The sequence below is a fragment of the Microcoleus sp. CAWBG27 genome (genome assembly GCF_020883145.1).
In the GTDB taxonomy this organism is placed as follows: domain Bacteria; phylum Cyanobacteriota; class Cyanobacteriia; order Cyanobacteriales; family Microcoleaceae; genus Microcoleus.
This window is the reverse complement of the sequence record NZ_JAHREU010000065.1, coordinates 1-21,163: the sequence shown is the minus strand read 5'-3', so window position 1 is coordinate 21,163 and position 21,163 is coordinate 1. Positions and strand designations below refer to the sequence as shown.

At 46.9% G+C, this 21,163-nt stretch carries 13 protein-coding genes and 1 pseudogene; 5 read left to right on the top strand and 9 right to left on the bottom strand.

Translation table 11 applies throughout. The features are described 5' to 3' along the window. Positions 1 to 318 precede the first annotated feature (318 nt). Positions 319 to 1,908 (bottom strand): HAMP domain-containing sensor histidine kinase, encoded by a 1,590-nt coding sequence (locus QZ938_RS26595; RefSeq protein ID WP_293151750.1) that lies wholly within the window; start codon positions 1,906 to 1,908, stop codon positions 319 to 321. A gap of 283 nt (positions 1,909 to 2,191) precedes the next feature. Here QZ938_RS26595 and QZ938_RS26590 point away from each other — a divergent pair, with 283 nt between their 5' ends. Beyond that, positions 2,192 to 3,595: a TldD/PmbA family protein gene (locus QZ938_RS26590; RefSeq protein ID WP_293354511.1), complete on the top strand. Its 1,404-nt coding sequence runs from the start codon at positions 2,192 to 2,194 to the stop codon at positions 3,593 to 3,595. Between the two features lie 117 nt (positions 3,596 to 3,712). Here the strand turns inward: QZ938_RS26590 and QZ938_RS26585 are convergent, their stop codons facing one another. The 3 genes from QZ938_RS26585 to coaE form a co-directional block, all read right to left on the bottom strand. Further along, positions 3,713 to 3,973, bottom strand: coding sequence for a hypothetical protein (locus QZ938_RS26585; RefSeq protein WP_293354489.1), 261 nt, complete (start codon positions 3,971 to 3,973; stop codon positions 3,713 to 3,715). Positions 3,974 to 4,320: 347 nt separating this feature from the next. Next, complete coding sequence (locus QZ938_RS26580) at positions 4,321 to 4,524, bottom strand: hypothetical protein (RefSeq protein WP_293151754.1); 204 nt, start codon at positions 4,522 to 4,524, stop codon at positions 4,321 to 4,323. A 534-nt stretch (positions 4,525 to 5,058) separates the two neighbouring features. Next, a complete protein-coding gene (gene coaE / locus QZ938_RS26575) occupies positions 5,059 to 5,787 on the bottom strand; it encodes a dephospho-CoA kinase (RefSeq protein ID WP_293354487.1) in 729 nt (242 codons plus the stop codon). Between the two features lie 207 nt (positions 5,788 to 5,994). On the opposite strand from coaE, the gene QZ938_RS26570 reads away from it, so the two are divergent. From QZ938_RS26570 to QZ938_RS26560, 3 genes are read left to right on the top strand one after another with little or no spacing between them, the layout of a single operon-like run. Further along, a complete protein-coding gene (locus tag QZ938_RS26570; RefSeq protein WP_293354485.1) occupies positions 5,995 to 11,121 on the top strand; it encodes a CHAT domain-containing protein in 5,127 nt (1,708 codons plus the stop codon). Positions 11,122 to 11,150: 29 nt separating this feature from the next. Then, complete coding sequence (locus QZ938_RS26565) at positions 11,151 to 11,735, top strand: YdeI family protein (RefSeq protein WP_293151763.1); 585 nt, start codon at positions 11,151 to 11,153, stop codon at positions 11,733 to 11,735. Positions 11,736 to 11,771: 36 nt separating this feature from the next. Beyond that, positions 11,772 to 12,464: an SDR family oxidoreductase gene (locus tag QZ938_RS26560; protein WP_293151766.1), complete on the top strand. Its 693-nt coding sequence runs from the start codon at positions 11,772 to 11,774 to the stop codon at positions 12,462 to 12,464. Positions 12,465 to 12,611: 147 nt separating this feature from the next. Here the strand turns inward: QZ938_RS26560 and QZ938_RS26555 are convergent, their stop codons facing one another. From QZ938_RS26555 to cobA, 5 genes and pseudogenes are all read right to left on the bottom strand, one after another. Then, positions 12,612 to 13,244 carry a restriction endonuclease subunit R gene (locus QZ938_RS26555; RefSeq protein WP_293151768.1) on the bottom strand — a complete coding sequence of 211 codons (633 nt, stop codon included), beginning with the start codon at positions 13,242 to 13,244 and terminating at the stop codon, positions 12,612 to 12,614. Positions 13,245 to 13,380: 136 nt separating this feature from the next. Continuing rightward, positions 13,381 to 13,542, bottom strand: a pseudogene (locus tag QZ938_RS26550) (Uma2 family endonuclease); the annotation flags it as partial. A gap of 28 nt (positions 13,543 to 13,570) precedes the next feature. Beyond that, entirely contained in the window at positions 13,571 to 14,080 is a 510-nt protein-coding gene (locus QZ938_RS26545; protein WP_293354483.1) for a Uma2 family endonuclease, read from the bottom strand. An 87-nt stretch (positions 14,081 to 14,167) separates the two neighbouring features. Beyond that, positions 14,168 to 15,355, bottom strand: coding sequence for a tetratricopeptide repeat-containing serine protease family protein (locus QZ938_RS26540; protein ID WP_293151773.1), 1,188 nt, complete (start codon positions 15,353 to 15,355; stop codon positions 14,168 to 14,170). Positions 15,356 to 15,819: 464 nt separating this feature from the next. Beyond that, positions 15,820 to 17,388, bottom strand: coding sequence for a uroporphyrinogen-III C-methyltransferase (cobA, locus tag QZ938_RS26535; protein WP_293354481.1), 1,569 nt, complete (start codon positions 17,386 to 17,388; stop codon positions 15,820 to 15,822). Positions 17,389 to 17,567: 179 nt separating this feature from the next. Here cobA and QZ938_RS26530 point away from each other — a divergent pair, with 179 nt between their 5' ends. Beyond that, complete coding sequence (locus QZ938_RS26530; protein WP_293354479.1) at positions 17,568 to 20,852, top strand: glycosyltransferase; 3,285 nt, start codon at positions 17,568 to 17,570, stop codon at positions 20,850 to 20,852. The last annotated feature ends 311 nt before the right edge of the window (positions 20,853 to 21,163 follow it).

Here is a 21,163-nt window from a genome sequence, read left to right as displayed (position 1 = left end):
CCTTGTGCTCTATAGCAATCCTTGCAGGAGTCGTAAATTTTTTACCCCATCCCAACCCTCCCCTTATTAAGTAGGGTGGTTTTATTGTCAGGATAGGATATATAAAAATACCAAAAGTATCGCTCAAAGATCGGATCGCGCTTGGGCCAAGGTACGTAATTGCGGTCTTAGCGCTCTTTCCTAATATTATAAAGAGCGCTGAAGCGCAACTACGTACCTAATTTGTGTGACGACAATAAAACTACCCCAACCCTCCCCTTATTAAGGGGAAGGAGTAAGAAGAAGTTCACAAATGATTTAGGATTGCTCTAGCTATAACTATTGCAGCGGCAAAAATACGGTCATCACCTCACCTTTTTGGGGGCGCTGGCGAATTACCAGCTTCCCGCCAGCAGCGCGAAATAGATTTTTAGTGACGCTCAAATTTAAGCTCAAACTTCCTGTTTCTGGTTGTACCATGAGCAAAGGCCCGATCGATCGCAAAGGAGCATTCGCCGATCCTGCAAAAGTCGATACGCCGTTACCTTCAGGTAAGTGTTCCGATTCTAACTGCAATTTTAATTGACTCCCTGCCAACGTCACCTCTACCTGAATGCGACTCCCCGATCGCAAAGTTCGAGTAAAATTTTCAATCAAATTAGTTAACACCTGATCCAACATCGTCGGATCGCTGACTACCGCCGGCAATTTTTGGGGCACAATCACTTCTAAAGTGTGGTTGCGCTGAATCGCTTGTTTTTGCCAGCGAGGAATACTATTTTGGAGCACTTCACCGAGGGACATGGCTGTTAGCTGCAATGCGGAATTTTTAGCTTGCGACATTTCCATTTCCACGGCGCGGAAAATTAAACCGAAGCGATCGATCTGAGCGGTACACTCAGCATCGATGGTTTCCAAACGCTTCACCACCACTGGATCGAGTTTGGGGCGTTTCAGCAGCAACCGAGTCAGGGTGCGGATGGTGGCCAAAGGAGTGCGGACTTCGTGGGCGATCGCCTGTAGCAACTCCACCTCTTTAGTAGCGTGAGGAATTGCAGACTTGCACTTGATATCTTGCCTACCTTTGGGGCTATCCTCAACTCTTTCATCCTTGAGCCTGCCTGCTTCCTCTTTCCCAACAGGCAAATTATTTAACAACAAGCTGGCGAACAGCGTGACTGTTTGATATTTGGGAGCAACAGGCAAAAATTGCTGGAATAGCGCATCTAATTTCTGAGTAGAATCGTGAGTAGAATTAGGAGTTAATTGGTGCGATCGCAAATTCAATCCGCTGTCAGAATTAGCAAGCAAACTTTCACTTTCAGTGACGCGGCGCCGCAAAACTTCCCAAGCTTTGGCGACGACTTGCGGATCGAAGGAAAATAGAAAAGCTGGCATTCCCGCAGCATTTTCACCCAAAACCATCACCAGACTAAAACTAGCCGTTAAAACCACACAAAATTGTTCGTTCGCCAAAGGATCGCCGATCGCCAAAGCCAAAGTCGGGGCCGTCGCAGGCACGGATCTTTGCTTGTCAGCGGCCGGTAGCAAAGCTAAAGTTTGTCTAGCACGAAAAGACCACAAAGCTGCATCGTTGTCAGGAATACTGGTAAAAATCCAATTAGCAAAGCCCGAAGCCACAACCGGCTCAGTCAAAACCGAAGATGGGCCCGACAAAATCAATCCCTGACAGGAATTGGGGACGGGGGATGGGGAGAGACAGTGTGTTTGCTTCGCGAGCATTTGATTCAAAGTTGCGATCGCGCCGTACCATTCCTGTTCAGCTTTGGGCCGGGAAGCAGCACGACTCCCAGGACACTTCGGGCGGTTTTTTTCTCCAGCCAACTTCACATCAAACAGACTGAGGTCATTTTCTAAGGCCTCGGAGGCTAAAATCTCGCTGATTGTCGGTAAAAAGTAAGTATTCACAGTAGGTATAAACCCACCTTCACCAGGTATGAAGGATGAAGTATTTATTTATAGGAATGTTCAGGAGTAAAAATTCAAGCACCAGCAGAACCCAAAAATCCCGCATAATTTCTTGCGCTTTGCTCCTAACTCACAGGATATCCACATTTGTCAACTATCGTTATTGGCAGAACCGTACAAATTAAGTCGCAATCTCCGCGCTGCGGGCGATATTTTTGACGAACCCACCCGATCGCCCTGGCAAAAGTGCAAAATGAAAGCAGTTAAACACCGTGCTTTCCTTATGCCCACCTCGATCGCCGACTCGAAAAATCTGTTGTCAGAGTTAATGGCACGCTACCGCAACCAAGTAGATTATCTAGCAATTCGACTCGAAGAAGCCGAAGGCACAGACATCCTGCTGCGGGGCGAAAAAATTGAAACCCTCAGCGAAGGAGTCTCAATCGGAGGCCAAGTCCGAGCTTGTCACAAAGGCGGCTGGGGCTTTGCCAGTTTTAACCGACTTTCCACCCTCGCCGAAAGAATCGAAGAAGCCATCGCCGCAGCCAAACTGATCGGCGAAGAAGAAACGATTCTCGCGCCTGTCACCCCAGTACAAGACATTTGCTTCCTGCCTTTGACAGGAACAGACCCCCGTCTGGTGCCGCTAATTGAGAAAAAGCAATTGTGCGATCGCTACGCAGCCATCCTGCGGAGCATAGACCCCCGCATCGCCACCATCTCCGTGCGTTACGGCGACAGCACCCAGCGCACGATCCTCGCCACCTCCGAAGGCACCATGCTCGAACAAGGTTGGGCAGACATGGAAATGCGCTTTGCCGCCACAGCCCGCAGCGGGGAAACCGTACAAACCGGCCGCGAAACCACTGGTTCGCGGAAAGCTTACGAAGATTTAACCGAACTTGAAACCCAAGTTCGCAGCGCCGCCCAGCGCGCGGTAGACTCCCTAGCCTTGCCCCCCGTCCAAGGCAACACCTACACCGTCGTCATCGACCCAATACTCAGCGGATTGTTCGTCCACGAAGCCTTCGGACACCTTTCGGAAGCTGACATGGCCTACGAAAATCCCGACATCTTAGAAATTATGACCCTCGGCCGCCAGTTCGGGCCAAAAAACTTGCAAATTTTCGACGGTGCTGCGCCCCAGGGACACCGTGGCAGCTATTTCTATGACGATGAAGGGACTCCGGCGACTACGACTCAGTTAATTAAAGACGGCGCTTTAGTTGGGCGGCTGCACTCGCGGGAAACTGCGGGTAAGTTGGGAGAAACGCCTACGGGCAATGCTCGCTGTTTAAATTATCACTATCCGCCGATCGTCCGCATGACGAATACTTGGATCGAACGGGGCGATACGCCGGTTGCGGATTTATTTTCTGGGATCAAAGAGGGTGTTTACGCACGCAATTGGCAAGGTGGCATGACTAATGGCGAAATGTTTACTTTCAGTGCCGGCGAAGCTTGGATGATTCGCGATGGCAAACTGGACAATCCGGTGCGGGATGTGACTCTTTCGGGTAATGTTTTCAGCACTTTAGCGGATATTGAGGCGATCGGCGACGATTTCTACTGGGATGAATCCGGCGGCTGCGGGAAGGGAGGACAAAGCGGTTTACCCGTGGGCTGCGGCGGCCCGAGTTTGCGGATCCGGGATGTCGTGGTTGGTGGCGAAGCTGCGGAAGACTAAAGCTTCTAAACTGTGGAATATCTAGGTAAAGCGCCAGATTCCTACTAGCGCTTTACCTATTTTTTTTTGATCTCAAATCTGAAATTTTAGGGTGATATCATGTCTGGTTGATTACCATCACAAAAACCGTTTGTAGTGCGTCCTGGTGTCCGCAGCATAAAGCGGACTGAAGTCCGCACTACAAACCTTGCTTATTGGGGTCAATCGATCGGACATGATATGAATCGATCGTACCATTTTTGATTTTTGATTGGGATGACTGACGGCATCAGCATCAGTCGAGAAAGTCTCAAGACTCAAAAAGTCTGGTTTCTGCGATCGCGTGGGAGTCTCGGCGAGAACATCCCGGAGACGGCGAGGTTCTACACCTTTGTGCATCGTTTTTGGTATCTTTAGCCACTAATAGCAGTTGTTGCGATTTATTGAACTGATGTTCTGCAATTGAAAAGTTTGCTAGTTTTTGAGGAATCACAAGAGCGCTAACTAATAGCGTACTCAAATAAATTAACTTGATGGTAGTATTCATTGTGTTGTGTTTTTTTTTCAGAGATTTTTGCTCCCCGATCCAACATCGCTTCAGCCAATCTGGAAGTAATTGCGTTTAACTCTTCGTTTAAGAATGCCCTCATTCCTTATTTATCTCCCTCGATCTAGTAGGGAAAAATACTCAAAGTAATCGGCCGATTTATTTTGCTTTGTTTAGCAAAAACATCCATTGTTTGGGTTTATCTCCCGCTGCCTCGTTCGGGCAAGGTATCTTTATCGTTATCTGCGTAAAATATCTGAGCGTTGGCTTGGACTCTCGTAATTTCGGGAGCAGGTTTGTCTTGAGAGAAAAAGGTCGATCGGGTTTCTAAGCTTTGAGCGTTAACTGCTGTGCTACTCAGTAGCAGGGTTGACATCAGCATGGAAGAGTAAAGGCGCATCATAGAGTTCCGTGTCGTATTTTCCACTTCTTGATACGCAGCCTGTACTCTGCTATCAGGGCAAAAACAGGAAAAAAAAATTGAATTGCGGCGAAATCATCAATTGATAATTGACGGCCCCTACATTCTTTGGAATTTTAGTCAAATGGGGTAAAACCCCTCGTTTCCCTCACTGTTTCAGTTATAAGTTCAAGTTACCTACTATTTGCCGGAAACCACCAGCAGTCAAGGCTTGCAATCTTGTTTCGAGACTCTTCCAACCACGAAACGAAACCGTAAGTTATAAATATTTATGAGTCTTCAGATTAACTTCATAATTTATTGATACTGAGATGCAGCCTCGGATGAAAGACACAAAAACACAGTACCCTGGGGGCAGCTTGGGCACTCTATATATTTATATTTTGGTGAATCTGATTCCTGAAATTGTAAATATTTACGAGTCTTCAGATTAACTTCATAATTTATTGATACCTAGATGCAGCTTGCGATTAAAGACAAGCTAATGGCACATCCGATCGCCGCACGTAACATACGCTACGATCTGATTTGCACATCTATCTTTAGGAATAAAGAGTCCAGGGTTGACGAGTTATCCAAAACAACATCAGCTTGTTGGCACTTGTTAGCTAGCGGCATCTGGGAGTTAATGCGTGCATTAGCTCGATCGTAACTCAAGCCGTCTCGGTTCATCAGCCGTTGTAACTGCACTTCGGGCGAACAGTACACCACCCAAATTTCGGTACACAAGTCAGTCATGTTAGCTTCAAACAGCAGCGGCACTACCAACACCAAAGTCAACCTGTCAGTCTGGGCCCAGAAACCTGGTTTTTTTTCAACCATACTTGGTTCTAGTTCTCGATCGCCTTCCCAAAATCCGCTTTCTTGAGTTTTTGTACCTAATTCATCTGTGTCTGGGGATACAAGATTTAAGGCAGCGATGTAGCTTTGAGTTTCCTCCACTAACCGGCGGCGCACATAAGGGTGAATCTGTTGTTCCAACCACTGCCGCTCGGCTGGGTTACAAAAAATAATATTTCCTAACTCTGGCCGATTTAAATTGCCGTCGGGGAGCAAAATAACGGCACCGTATCGTTCTACAATAGAGTCTAGTATTGGCGAACCTGGGTGCACAGCTTCGCGAGCGTAAATATCGGCATCTAAAATCGGAAATCTATAGGTATATGCCAGATAATTAGATATAGCGGTTTTCCCGGTGGCGATGCCCCCAGTTAAACCGATCGTGCGGACAATTCGATCGCTCATAATTTTCTCTGTTTAAACTCAACGGTGTTTCGACACTTAGTGTCAGTGTTTGCTATGTTGGTGGCACAATCAAAATCGGACTAAAACTTGGGAATTGGCGATCGAGAGTTAGCCTTAGGAATGGTCAGCATGAGGGTGCGATCGACTGTGTTTTACCAAAAATCTCCATTTAAAACTCGAATTCAGGTCTAGATCGAGGCAAATTTTATGAATGCTCAATCTGCTGTGCGATCGATTCTGGCAGCAATTCCCCTGGCTGGATTTTTGATATTAGATTTTTTCCCCAACCTGGTTTTCTTCAAAGAAGATAGCAGCGGATGGGTGCTTGTGGCAATTTATCGCCAATCTCAAATTGCTGCGGCACAGCCAATTATGGCAGCCCCAGACGGCACCGGAACCACCATCACCACGCCCGGTGCGTCGCCCTCTCGCTACGATATTACAGGTGGCACAAGTTCCAGAGACGGAGCAAATCTGTTCCACAGTTTTACTCGATTTGGTTTAAATCCTGGCGAAACTGCCAATTTCCTCTCCAACCCAAACATTAAAAATATCCTCGGCCGCGTTGTCGGTGGCGACGCTTCCTTAATTAACGGTCTAATTCGAGTTACTGGTGGCAATTCTAACTTGTACCTGGTGAACCCGGCAGGGATTATTTTTGGCAGTAATGCGCGACTAGACGTACCAGGGTCTTTTCTGGCTACCACCGCTAGCGGTATCGGTTTTGACAGCGGCTGGTTCAACGGTACGGGGGCGAATAACTATGCGGGCTTAGTGGGAGCACCGAATACTTTTGCTTTTGGCGCACAGCCGGGGAGTATTGTCAATGCTGGTGACTTGGCTGTGGAAAACGGGCAGAGTTTGACTTTGCTGGGCGGTACTGTCATCAGTACGGGGAGACTTTCAGCGCCGGGGGGTCAAATTACGGTGGCGGCTGTCCCGGGCGAAAATCTGGTGCGGTTGAGTCAAGACGGACTTTTGCTGAGTTTAGAAGTTGCTCCGGCTGCGGGAGTGCCAGGTTCGGAAGCTCTGCCGTTTTCTCCTCTGAGTTTGCCAAAGCTACTCTCGGGTTCCGGCGTGGCTAGCGCTACTGGTATAACTACGAACGATCGCGGTGAAGTCGTACTTACGGGCGGCCAAACAGTGCCGGCAGGTGCTGGAACTGCTTTGGTATCAGGTACTGCGGACGTGTCTGCCCGATCGTCTGGCGCGGGAGGTACTGTCAACGTGTTGGGCGACAAGGTAGGGGTGTTGGGAGCGAAGATTGAGGCTTCTGGGCCCGACGGCGGCGGTACGGTGCGGATCGGAGGAGATTACCGAGGCGAGGGAACTGTGCCGAATGCCAGAATGACTTACGTGGATGGCAAAAGTTCGATCGCAGCCAACGCCACTAAATCGGGTAACGGCGGCAGAGTTTTTGTCTGGGCGGACAACACAACAGCATTTTTGGGCCGCATCAGCGCAACGGGCGTTTCTGAATCGAACAGCAGCGGTGTTGGCGGGTTTGTGGAAATTTCCGGCAAGCAAAGATTGATGTTTAACGGCACTGTCGATACTTCCGGGACAAACGGTTTGGGGACTTTGCTCTTCGATCCTGAAAATATTTTAATTACAGATTCCTCAGAAGCTGCGGGGGATGCGGCAGTTATTGCTAACAGTAATATTTTGGCAACACAAACGCGTTCACCAGGGCAGCAAAACCAGGACGATTCTTCGCTGACTATTTCACGAAGAGCTTTGGAAAGTATCTCGGGGACGACAAATCTGGTTCTGGAAGCGCTCAATGATATTAAAATTGCTGATTTGGCGGATAATAAGTTGAGCTTTGCCGCAACTACTGGATCGGTAACATTGAGAGCAGATGCCGATCGCAACGGTGCGGGTGTTTTTTCGATGAATGCTGGAGATACAATTAGCACTCGCGGAGGCGCGCTTTCCCTGGAGGGAAGTCAAATTACTGCGGGTAATTTGTCCAGCAACGGCGGAAATATTAGTTTGATAAGTCCCGGAACAACCGTTGCAGCCAATGTTTCGGCATCGAATTCCAGCGGCGGCAACAGCGGCAATATTTTGATCGAAGGCCTGAACGTCACAGCCCAAAAACTTGATGCTAGCGGTTCTAAATCGTCGGCAAATGTAACTTTGACGGCTCGGAATATTCTGGGAGTTAGTTCGATCGCCGGTGGTTCGGGAAACATTACTTTAACTGGTAATGAAATTAATTTGAAAGGGGACAAAAATTCGGTCAGCGGGACGGGATTTTTGGTACTCCAACCTTGGAATTCCGGTCAAAATATTGCGATCGCTGGTTCTGGAGATGTCGGGACTAATACTTATTTGAATCTGACAGCAAACGAACTCGAAAATTTGCAAAATGGGTTTGCTGGAATTACGATCGGCCGCAGCAACGGTAGCGGTTCGATTCTGATTGCTAATAATTTCACATTTTACGATCCGCTAATTATTCAATCGCCGGCGGGTTTGGGAACAATTACGAGCACAAGTTCCCTGACAGGGGCAGACAATGCCTCAATTACTCTGAAAGCTGAGGGCAATATCCGCATCGGAAATATCACTACCAACAATCAGGAAATTCGCATCAATAGCACAACCGGCAATGTGACTACGGCTGCGCTACGCACAGGAAGTCCCCCCAGCATCAACACTTCTGTCAATTCTGCCAAAGTGCCGCGCACGTCGGGGGGAGATGTGAGCGTTACCGCCGAGGGTACGGTGACTGCTGGCGCGATCGACACTAGGGGCGATCGCGCGGGGAATGTGACGCTGACTGGCCGCGGCGGAGTCACTGTTAGCGCGATCGAAGCTGGCGGCTCGGAAACAGGTGGAAATATTACTCTGACAGGCAACGAAATTGACTTGACGGGCGGCAACAATTCGATCGCCAGCAACGGCAATCTGGTGCTGCAACCAGTCGATCCAACTCAAAATATGACGATCGCTGGTGCTGCTGAGACTGAGGCTTTGAACTTGACTGCTGCGGAATTGAACTCGCTGCGAAACGGGTTTGCTTCAATCGCGATCGGGCGTGCTGACGGCAGCGGCTCGATCGCGATTACTCCGGCAACCACAACGCCCAATTCAACGCCGGCGGTGACATTTCAAGATCCGACGACGATTCGATCGCCCTTGGGAAGCGGTGCGATCGTGGGAACGGGTGCGATCGCGGGAACAGATAACGCCACCATCGCTCTGATGGGCGGTAGTGTGGCAGTGGGAGACGTTACCTCGAATGCGGGGATTAACATCACTAGCAGCCAAGGTAATGTGACTGCTGGTATGGTTTCCACTCGATCGGCAAATGGGACGGCGGGCAATATCAACATCCGCAGCGCGGGCTCGGTAGAAGCTGGTAATGTCAATGCTTTCGGTGCAAAAAGCGGCGGAGATATCTCGATCGTGGCGCCGGGCCGGATCGTGACAGGGGTGATCAATTCTAGTTCGCAGTCGGGAAGTGCCGGTTCGAGCAAGATTACCGGGCAGAAAGATGTTGAAGTTGTTTCCATCAAAGCTAATGGAAATACGGGCGGCGATGTGGCAATCCAGGCTGGGGGATTGTTTCGGGCTGCTGGAAGCGAAACGACGAGCGATCGCACCAGCGTTAGCATTTCTACAGACGGACAGGTGCGATCGGGTTCGCTGACGCTGTTGCAAAGCACTTGCCCGTCGGGAAACTGCACAACCACGACTGTTGGGACAGGAAACTCGAAGTCGAACGCTACCTCCTCAACTACTGCTACCGCGCCCCTGTTGAGCCTGCCGAGTCCAGCACCAACTACCACTGTGGGACTAAAAAATACAGGCAATTCTCCACAAATTGTCACTCAGACTCCCGCAGCGTCTCCGGCCAAGAGCGGTACAGCAAATGTATCCTCAGGGTCTGCTACTGTGCCTGTTGACGAACGGTCGAACGAGACTGCTGCCGGCTCTGTTTTGCTGTCGCAGTCGGTGTTAAAAGACAATGTGGGTGCGTCTAGTGCGACAGAAAACGGCAGTGCAGCAACTGCACAAAAACCTGGAAGTGGCAATCCAGACAGTATCGCGAGTTTGAGGCTGCCTGAGATTTCTCGATCGACTTCGATCGCGCAAATAAGTCCGATCGACGCAGTGCAGCAAAGGGATAGAGATCAGGGCCGGGAATTTGAACGTTACTTTGGTGGAAATCTCGATCGAAAGTCAATCACGCAGCAAAGTATCCGAGATACTCTCAGCAGCGTCAATCGCTTGACGGGAGTTAAACCGGCGATCGTTTACGTCTGGGTGAAAGACAAGAATTTAGAACTTGTGTTGTTATTGCCAGACGGCAAAAATGTGTTTAAAAGCGTGCCTGCAAGTCGCGAAACAGTGCTGCAAGTTGCTAAGGAATTCACTAATGCTATCAGAACTCCCAAGACATTGACTGGTTCTGATTACAAGGAACCTGCCAAGGAACTTTACCAGTGGTTAATTGCACCGCTGCAAGCGGAATTGGATGCTAACAAGATTGACACGTTGGCGTTTTCGATGGATGCCGGTTTGCGAACTTTACCTTTAGCTGCTCTGTTTGACGGCAAACAGTTTTTGGTAGAAAAGTATAGTTTGGGGCTGATTCCCAGTTTGAGTTTGACTGATACTCGCTATGCCGATGTTAAGGGTTCGGAAGTTTTGGCGATGGGTGCGTCGAAATTTCCCGAAAAATACGATCAAAATCCTTTACCTGCGGTGCCGTTGGAAATATCAACAATTGTGGGCAAGATTTGGCATGGTGCGTCTTTTCTCAACGAACGTTTTACGCTGGCAAATTTGAAGGAAAAACGCAATCAATCCCAATACAAAATTATTCACTTAGCTACTCACGGCGATTTTCAGCCTGGTGGTGCCCAAAATTCTTACATTCAGTTTTGGGATACTAAATTGCGGTTAAATCAGTTGGAAGAGTTGAAGTTATCTAACCCGCAGGTGGAGTTGTTAGTTTTGAGTGCGTGCACTACGGCGGTGGGAGACGAACAGGCTGAGTTGGGGTTTGCGGGATTGGCGGTACACGCGGGGGTAAAATCGGCTTTGGCGAGTTTGTGGTATGTGTCAGATGCTGGAACTTTGGGGTTGATGACCGAGTTTTACCAGCATTTGCGGACGGCACCGATTAAGGCTGAGGCTTTGCGGCAAGCGCAGTTGACGATGTTGCGCGGGGAAGTGCGGTTGCAGGATGGTTATTTGGTGCGATCGGGCAACAATCAACCTCTGCCTTTGCCTGCGGAATTGACGGCTAGGGGCGATCGTAATTTGTCGCATCCGTATTATTGGGCCGCTTTTACAATGATTGGTTCGCCTTGGTAAGATAGTTTTGGTTAAATCTCTTTCCTGTTATGCCGAAATTTGAAGACCAACTCGATATAGTTTACGCTAGCGATCGAGCCTGCTGGCGGCAGTGGTTGCAGCAAAACTCTGGAAATGCGATCGGAGTTTGGCTGGTTTATTACAAAGTCAAAAGTGGCAAACCTAGCGTGCAGTATAGCGAAGCAGTCAAAGAAGCACTTTGCTTTGGCTGGATTGACAGCAAAGTCAAATCATTGGATGCAGAAAGTTACCGACAAATCTTCACGCCTCGAAAACCAAAAAGTGTCTGGTCAAAATTGAACAAGCAATATATCGAAGAATTAATTGCTGAAGGGAAGATGACCGAAGCTGGGTTAGAAAAAATTATAGCAGCTAAACAAGATGGCTCATGGACAAGTTTAGATTTGATTGAAGCATTAGTGATTCCAGCAGACTTAAAAGAAGCTTTAGAAACAGACGATACTGCAAACAGAAACTTTGCAGGATTCAACAAAACAACTAAAAAAAATATTCTATCTTGGATTCAAAGTGCTAAACGCCCAGAGACGAGATTGAGTAGAATCGAGAAAACGATATTTGCGATCGCACAAAACAAAAATCCCTTGATTCGTTAGTATACCCGATAGAACTATGTGCTAGGAATTTGGAAAATGTTCAACACTATTCTTGTCGCAGGAGCAAGTCGCGGAATTGGGCTGGCGGTTGCCGAACACCTCGCGTCGCAGTCCCGCCGTTTGCTAGCCGTATCCCGCACGCCTTCACCCAACGGAGAATGGATAAGTGCTGACTTGTCAGATTTGACTGGTGTGGAGACAACTGTGCAGGCAATTGGCAGCGATGTACTCGATGCCTTGCTGTACACGGGAGGTACTTGGGAAACTAACGCTTTTACTCGCAAATATTCCTTTGAAAACTGTTCGGATGAAGACATTGCACGAGTCATTGCTGTGAACTTGATGGCACCAATTCGACTCGTTAAGGGGCTTTTACCTGCACTCAGACGATCGCACAATCCGAAAATTGTGTTTGTGGGCGCTTTGTCTGGGCGCGATAATTTCCCTGCCCGCGAGGTTGCAAACTCGGCATCCAAGTTCGGATTGCGAGGAGTGGTTCACGCGCTGCGGGAGGAATTGCGATCGCAACAAATAGGTGTCACTGTCATTAATCCGGGTAATGTGGGAACGCCGGAGGTACTTGCGGATCTGGAAGCGGAAGGACTGCTGGGCGATCGTGCAATTCCACTCGCTGACCTACTTTGTATTATCGACTGCGTGTTGTCCTTATCGCGTGCAACTTGCGTCAAAGAAATCGATTTACCTGCAATGCTTGGCACAGGAGCCTGATCGGGTGAGATTAAGTTCTCTAAATTACGCGCAATCAAAAGGTGCAATGTTTGGGCTTTACTTCTGAGAAAAGAGCGGACTGAAGTCCGTACTACGAACCTTTTTTGTTATGCTAATCGACGGGATACGATCTGGTATGACTGATGACTAATTGTTAGCTGCTATCTGACTCAAGCGTTTGAGGATGCGGAGTACATCATAAAGTTCGTTGCCAGGGTTGCGAGTGAGATATCCTTTAGATGTGGCATATCGCGGTGATTCTCCGTTGACTAATTTGACAAAGATGAAACTGCTGCCTGTAGCGATCGTGCCGTAACTCGGGCGATCGCGATTGGGGTTTGCTAGCATATAAGCTAAGATTTGTGCCAGCCCCGCTTCGATGGAAAAAGAAACTCGTTTAGACTCGATTACCATCAGCCACAATTGGTCTTTTAAAACTAAAGTGTCGATGCTGCCTTTAATAATCACGCCTTCATCTTCTTCGGAAATTTCGACGGACTTTTCCGGTTTAATGTAAAATGGGTGCAGGTAAAATTCGCCAGCAAATAACAGCGGAGAGACGATCGACAAACTGATGGTTTTTTCCAGCATCGGCGGATACTCAAGCAAGTTGAAGTAACCCGCTTTAATCTGATCTAGCTGTCGTTTCTGAAAGTCGGTGATTTCGGGCAACTCGTCTTGCCATTCAGGGAAAAATTGGTCGTCGGTGACAAGTTGCAGGTTAAAAATGGTTTTTAATTCTTCTAATGTGACATTTTTAGCTTGAATTGTTTGAACCATAATTCGCTAGCCTTAATTTTATAGATATTTACACTTATATCAAATTGGTTCGATCGTTCGGACTTCAGTCCTTCCTTGATGAGGACTAAAGTCCTCACTACGAACCGAAGATAGGCGAAGTTATAGTTTAATCTTACTAATTCCAAATTTTTTGCAAATTTAAAACAAATCCCGGCAAAACATCTTCCCCAGAAAGGGCGAGAGGAGATTGTAAAACTTCCACTTCTTGGCCGGGGCGATAAATTTCTACTTCTCGTTTTTTGCGGTTAATCAGCCAACCCAAGCGGCAGCCATTATCCGGCGTTGCTGATTTACGGTATGAAAGGCTAAATAGGTCTGTCATAGAAACCAGTATCCACAAAGGTTTTGGATTTTAAACTTATTTTTTTCATACCATGATTAAGCAACGCCCCATTATCCATATATTCTTGCATTTTTTCCTGAGTCTTTTTCAAGCTGTCACTCGGAGAAAGAAACTCGATGACAAAATCAGGACATAAGGGGATAAATTTGTCTTTTTGTTCCGGTGTCAAAGCTTGCCAACGCGATTTTTCTACCCAAGACGCATCAGGAGAGCGATCGGCGCCCTTGGGCAGAGTAAATCCTGTGGAGGAATCAAAGGCTTCACCGAGTTCGGTTCGATCGTTCCAGATCCAGAGTTGAGCGCCTGCTGTTAAATTGCGTTTCCCTGTTTCTCCTCCGGTTGGTGGCATGACGATTAATTCTCCGTTGGCGTTGCGTTCTAGTTTCAATTCTGGGTGTTCTTCACACAGTTGATAAAACTGTTCGGAAGTTAGTTGGATAATGGAATTGAGATTTAATGTAATAGCAGTCATGATTATTTACCTGCTGTTTGTATGAATTCGATTAAGAATTAAAAATGGGATAATTCATTTTTAATTCTTAATTCTTAACTTATCATTCTACTGCAATTGTTGGATGCGCTTGAGGGCGTCTTGATATGCGGTTGTTCTGCCGCCTTGCTTGTAAAGTTCCGCTGCTTTTTGAAAGTCGGCAATTGCTTTGGCTTTGTCTTCTGTCAGGTAAGCTAAAGCTCGGTTGTAGTAGGCGTCGGCAAAACCGGGATTGGCTGCGATCGCCTGCGTGTATGCTTGAATAGCGGTTCCACCGCGGGTGGGGTCGGGTTGTGGCAAGCCGGCAGTAATGAAAGTGCGGGCATTGCCGATATTAAAATGCAATTCTGGGCTGTATTTAGGATTGAAAGTGAGTGCTTTGTTGAAATCGGCGATCGCCTCCCAAGCATCTCCTTCATCTAAGCGGGAAAGCCCTCGAAAATAATAGGCTTGGGCGTCTTGCGGATTGGCGGTGGATACCGGGCCGATAGTTGTGGGAGTATTGTCTACTTTCAACTCGGATTTGTTAATTCCCGCCGCCACCAGTTTGGCGATAAATGTATTAATGGGAACTGCTGCATTAAATCCTGTTTTAATCGGGGCGACTTCGCCGTTACTGATTTGGGCGAAACCGAATTCCCCTTGTCCGTGCAAGCCGATGACTCGGGCTTCTGAGTCGAAAACTGGCCCGCCACTCATCCCACTCCAAGTGACGGCTTGATACCGCAAAGTGTAACCTTCCCGGCGATCGCGCGGGCGGCTGGTAACGAGTCCGGGAGACATTTCTGGTTCTCGTTCGGCCCCAAAGAGTCCCCCCGTAGCGGGATAGCCGTAAACGAAGATTTGAGTGCCGATGACGGCTTTGTCAGAATCGGCTAGCGTCGCCACTGGATATTCTTCGGGACTTTCAAATTTGACTACTGCTAAATCCGGATCTGTTGGGGCTGTTTGCAAGCGGGTGACGTTGCTTACTTGATAGTTTTTGCCAGCCGACGTGCGAACGGTGTATTTCACGTCTGCTTTTTCTACGACGTGATTGACTGTTAAAACTGTGTAAGTTTTGCCGTTTTTGGCAATAATTACCCCGGAACCGTCTCCTAGGGAACTATTGATTTGTACTGTCAGCGGCCCGGCGATGCTGGCGACTTCTTGGGGTGTTTTGGCGATCGCCGGTTGGCTGATGACTATGGTTAAGGCTGCGGTGGTTCCTGCTAGCAAGGTGGTTAAGGTGTCGTAACGAGAAAAGTTTATATTCATGGCTGTTGCTAATTGGTAGTTTGGTATGGGAGTTCGCTGCGGTTGGTGGTTTGGGCTTTTTGGGTTTTTAGTTTGATTAATGTTTTGACGCTATTGGCGATCGGCTTTGTTCTTTACTGATAATTTTACTCGCTTTTTTGTTCCGCGATTTCCTATCTAGACATTCAGTTGTAAGGTATGTCAGGCTTGCAATGTCTACAATAAATTAGGCTTGGCCTTTGACGAACCCTACTCACTATGGATGATTCATTGCTATGTGGTAGCTTGTTCGCTAATTGTTGGATGCAAAAGTTGAAGCGGTACGTTGTTGGGCTTTAGCCCTCAAAGAGCGCTGAAGCGCAACTACGTACCTTTGAAAGAGCGCTGAAGCGCAACTACGTACTTGTGCGATCTGAAGTGGTACGTTGTTGGGCTTTAGCCCTGAAAGAGCGCTCAAGCGCAACTACGTACCGCTTCGGGTGCAACTATGTAATTTGATGTTTTGTTGCCCATTGGACGATCGCCTCAGTCAACCCATCTAATGTATATTCTGTCGCTTCTAGGTCTAACTTGCCCAATAAATTCTGGCAGCTTTTGGAGGTTTCCGGGCCGATGGAGGCGATGCAAACTTTTTCTAGCCAATCCTGAGATAAGGAGAATTCGGGAATTGTATCGATCAGGTGGCAAAAGTTATGTACGGTTTTGGAACTGGCAAAGGTTATGATATCTACGGCTTGATTCTGGAGTGCGGCTAGGGCGATCGGATCGATTGTTTCGGGACAGCAAGATTGGTACGCTGGTACTTCGATTACTTGCGCTCCTTTGGCGGTGAATTCTTTGACTAAAACTTCTCTTCCCCCACTTTCTACTCTGGGAAATAAGATTTTGCAGTTTTGCAAATTGTCGGGGAAGTTTTCGACTAGGGAATCGGCGACAAAGTTGGGGGGAATAAAGTCGGGTTGTAGTGAGTGCGATCGCAAACTTTCTGCTGTCTTTTTCCCAACTACTGCGATTTTAATGCCAAACAAGCTCCGCGCGTCTTTGCCTTTTGCTTGCAATCTTTGAAAAAACCAGTCTACGGCGTTGTGGGAAGTGAGGATTAACCAGTGAAAGCTTGACATTTGGTCGATCGCACTATCCAACGGTTCCCAACTTGAAGGCGCACCAATTACTAAGGCTGGCATTTCGATCGCGCGGGCACCCAGTTGCTGGAGTCGATCGCTAAATTGACCGGACTGGGAAGCCGCGCGGGTGACTAAAATCGTTTTTCCGGCTAGCGGTTGGCTCATGTTAGCGGTGACAGGTGTATGGCTCATGTTTGTGCTTTCTGGCTGGATTAAAAATTCGCGCAATCTAACTACTTCCCCAATGACGATGACGCAAGGCGATAGAGATTCACCTGTTGTTTGCTGTACAATGTCGCAGAGCGTGCCGATCCAGATTTGCTGTTCGGGGCGGCCGCAATCTCGGATAATGGCGATCGCAGTTTCGGGCGATCGTCCGTGTTTTTTTAATTGCCAGACTATCTCGCTTAAATTGCGTCCTCCCATCAAGATTACCAGAGTTTCTATCCGCACTAAAGCTTCCCATTCCAGCGCATCCGGTTCGTGGGCGCTCATCACTGCAAAACAGCGGCTCATCACCGGATCTGTGAGGGGGATTCCTGCTAGTAAAGGTGCCGCAAATGCTGAGGATATTCCGGGGATTACTTCAAATTCGCAGCCTGCTATAATTAATGCTTGAATTTCGGAACTGGAGCGACCAAAAATAAATGGATCGCCACTTTTAAGACGGACTACTTGTTTGCCAAGTTGGCAATGTTCTACCAGCAAACGGTTAATTTCTTGCTGCTGGGCGGAAGGTTTGCCGCCGCGTTTCCCCACTTCGATTTTCTGACAAGTTACTGGAATTAATGCGAGTTGCGGGATGTCGATGAGTGCGTCGTAGATTAAGACTTCGGCTTGGGAGAGCAGTTTTTGCGATCGCACTGTCATCAAGTTACAATCTCCCGGCCCCCCACCGACTAGATAAACTTTTCCTTTTGAGTTTTTCATAAGTCATCCTCGATAGTATAATTTAAGGAAGAAGGAAGAATCAGCAATTATATAGACTTTCTCAAAAAGATGAGATATGACTGACGGCTTATATAACCACTAGACTAAGAGGGCTAAAGCCCAACAACATACCTCATCTTTTTGATAACCGCTATAAAATAAAAAATAACAAACAATCAATGCCCGATGCCCGATGCCCGATGCCCGATGCCCGATGCCCAATGCCCGATGCCCAATCCTTAACTAGAAATCCTATATTTATGCAGATTATCATCATTACGGCTGCCGATGCAAATTACTTTGAACTGGTGCGAGGTACTATTTTATCGGTGCGGGAAAAATCAGAAAGTGCAAATGTGGCGATCGGCTTTTTCGATCTCGGCTGCACTCCCGAACAATTGCAGTGGCTGGAAACAAGAGTTAATATCATTCAAAAACCCGATTGGGACTTCAACTTTCCCGGTAAAAATGAAGCACCTCACTATCTCAAAGGGCTTTTAGCTCGTCCGTTTCTGCGCCGTTACTTCCCCAATTTTGACATCTACCTGTGGATAGATGCTGATGCTTGGGTACAGGATTGGCAAGCTGTGGAATTATTCGTAAAAGGCGCGGCAAAACGGGGTTTAGCAGTTGTTCCAGAATTAGATAGAGGCTATTATTTAGCTTATGGCAAATTGCCTTGGTACTGGGAATTTGTTTATCGCGATTATCAAGCAGCTTTTGGGGAAGAATTTGCCAAACAGTTGCACAGCTATCCAACTATTAATGCAGGTATCTTTGCGCTGCACAAAGATGCGCCGCATTGGCAACTTTGGGCAGAATATCTGGATGAGGCATTGCAGCGGCACGTTTCTTTGATGACTGACCAAATAGCGTTAAATCGGTTGGTTTACGGTACTGAAATGTTCGATCGCACGGAGATGCTGCCGGCTGGGTGCAATTGGAGTTGCAACTTCGGTTTGCCCGTCTGGGACAAGCAGCGACGCTGTTTTGTGGAGCCGTATTTGCCGCACGGGGCGATCGGCATTCTGCACATCACCGGTCACAAGCACGACTTGGTAAAATTAGCAACAACAGACGGGAATCAAGTAGAAATTAGTCTCCGCTACCAACCAATTCAACAGCCAGTATCCCCACAATTAAAATCAGAAAAAATGAGTGTACAACCACCCTCTCAAATTCAAAACAATACATTGCCTGTCGGAGATTACGTCTCGCCCGGACTAAAAATTACTCTCCCAGATGCATACTTTCCCAACATGATTGTGGGCGATACCAATACTTGTCCGTGGCCATATCTGCGCCGGGAAATCGAGCACAATTGGTATGTCGATCGCCGTGCTAGTTCAGTCGGATTTCTCAGTCGCGACGAAGCACACATCCTTTACAATACAGCCCTGCTATTTACAGGTAAAAAAGCGTTAGAAATCGGCTGCTGGCTGGGATGGTCGGCCTGTCACTTAGCCCTCGCAGGAGTTGAGTTAGATGTCATCGATCCGCTATTAGAAAGAGAGGACATCAGACAAAGCGTCATCGATTCAATTCAAGGCGCTCTCAATGCGTCTGGCGTGCAAACAACCGTCGAGCTAGTACCCGGTTACAGTCCCCAAAGAGTAGAGCAATTAGCAAAGGATTTGAACCGAAAATGGTCGTTAATTTTTATTGACGGAGAACACGAAGGTGATGGGCCGTTAAATGATGCGATCGCCTGCGAAAAATTGGCTGAAGAAGATGCAATAATTTTATTTCACGACTTAGCTGCTCCGGCTGTTGCTAAGGGTTTAGATTACTTGAAACAACAGGGTTGGCAAACGATAGTATATCAAACAATGCAAATTATGGGTGCAGCTTGGCGGGGGAATGTCGAGCCTGTAAAACATCAACCAGATCCGAATGTTTCCTGGGAGTTACCAGCACATTTGCAGGGTTATGAAATTAGCAATTTAGATAGCATTGATTCGACCCCATGCAGTAAAAAAAATAAAAAAAAACAGTCCTCTTATACAAGAGACTTCTACGAATTAATAGGAGAAGGAACTCGCACTTCTGCTATAGAAATTATCCCCCTGCTGTTAGACTTGCTGCAACCAATTTTACCTAAAAGTGTAGTGGATGTGGGCTGCGGTACGGGAAGTTGGTTAGCTGCTTTTCATAAATTGGGAATTGCTGACTGTTTGGGAATAGATGGCGATTATGTGGATCGCACTCTTTTACAAATTCCTTTAAATCAGTTCCAATCCGCCGATTTAAAGCAACCGCTGCAATTAAAAAGAAAGTTTGACTTAGCAATTTCCCTAGAAGTTGCAGAACATTTACCAGCTACCTGTGCTGAAACCTTTGTTAATTCTCTCACTCAACTAGCACCAGTAATTTTGTTTTCGGCTGCGATACCGTTTCAAGGAGGCGTCGAACACGTTAACGAACAGTGGCCGCAATATTGGGTAAATTATTTTCATACAAAAGGTTTTGCAGTCGTGGATTGCTTGAGGAGAAAAATATGGAACAATGACAAAGTAGAGCCTTGGTACGCTCAGAATATATTTATTTTTGTTAAACAAGAATATTTATCGAGATATCCAATTTTAGAAAGTGAATATCAAAACACGGATTTGAATCAATTAGCAATTGTTCATCCCAAGATTTATTTTTATAGCTTGCAAGCTGCTCAAAAGTCAGCCCAAACAGAAAGTTTCAGGCAAATTTCTGCATCCCAGCAATTGGAAAATCGACCTTTGGTATCTGTGATTGTTCCCTGCTACAATCAATCTCATTTTTTGCCACAAGCGGTAACTAGCGCAATTAAGCAAACTTACAAAAATTTGGAAATTATCATTGTCAATGATGGCAGCTTAGATACTACTAGCACAGTTGCCAAAAATTTAATAGCAGCAAATCCCCAGCATAATATCAGGCTGGTAGAACAAACAAATCAAGGGCTGTCTCTGGCAAGAAATGCTGGAATAGCAGCAGCAAATGGTGAATACATCATGCCTTTGGATGCCGACGATATTTTAGCTGAAAACGCCTTGAATAGTCTTTTAGAAATATGCTTAAAATCTCATGTACCTTGTGTAGCATTTGGTTCTTATCAAATGTTTGGTACAGAAAATCGCATAGTACCGAGTTGCGATTTGTATTCGCCGGAAAACATCAAGCACTCTAACATGATTCACCCGTCTTCACTGTATCACAAATCTATTTTGGATTTAGTGGCAGGTTATAAAGCTGGAATGAAAGAAGGTTACGAAGATTGGGAATTTTGGGTCAATTGTCACAGACATAATATCCCATTTTTGGGAACGAAAGAAGTAGTTGTCAATTATCGGCGTTCCCAGGGTTCTATGTTGGCAAAAGCTCAGCAACATCATGAAAAGTTGGTAGCACAAATTGTTTGTTACAACCGCGATATTTACGATATTGAAAGTGTGAAGAATGCTGAGAAAATCTTGGAAGCAGGTAATTAAGGGAAAAGAAAGAAAGAAGGACTGAAGTCCTTACTACGAACCAGGTTTGTAGTGAGGACTTTAGTCCTTCTTCAGGTTTGTAGTGAGGACTTTAGTCCTTCTTCAGGTTTGTAGTGAGGACTTTAGTCCTTCTTCAGGTTTGTAGTGAGGACTTCAGTCCTTCAGGTTCGTAGTGAGGACTTCAGTCGTATCCGCTCAATAATTCGGGGTAGGAGAGAAAAAAGTAAGCAGAGTAAAAAAAGTGTTATAAAATAGGATACATGACGCCAAAGACTATTTCACAAGACAAATCATCCTACAATATACTACTG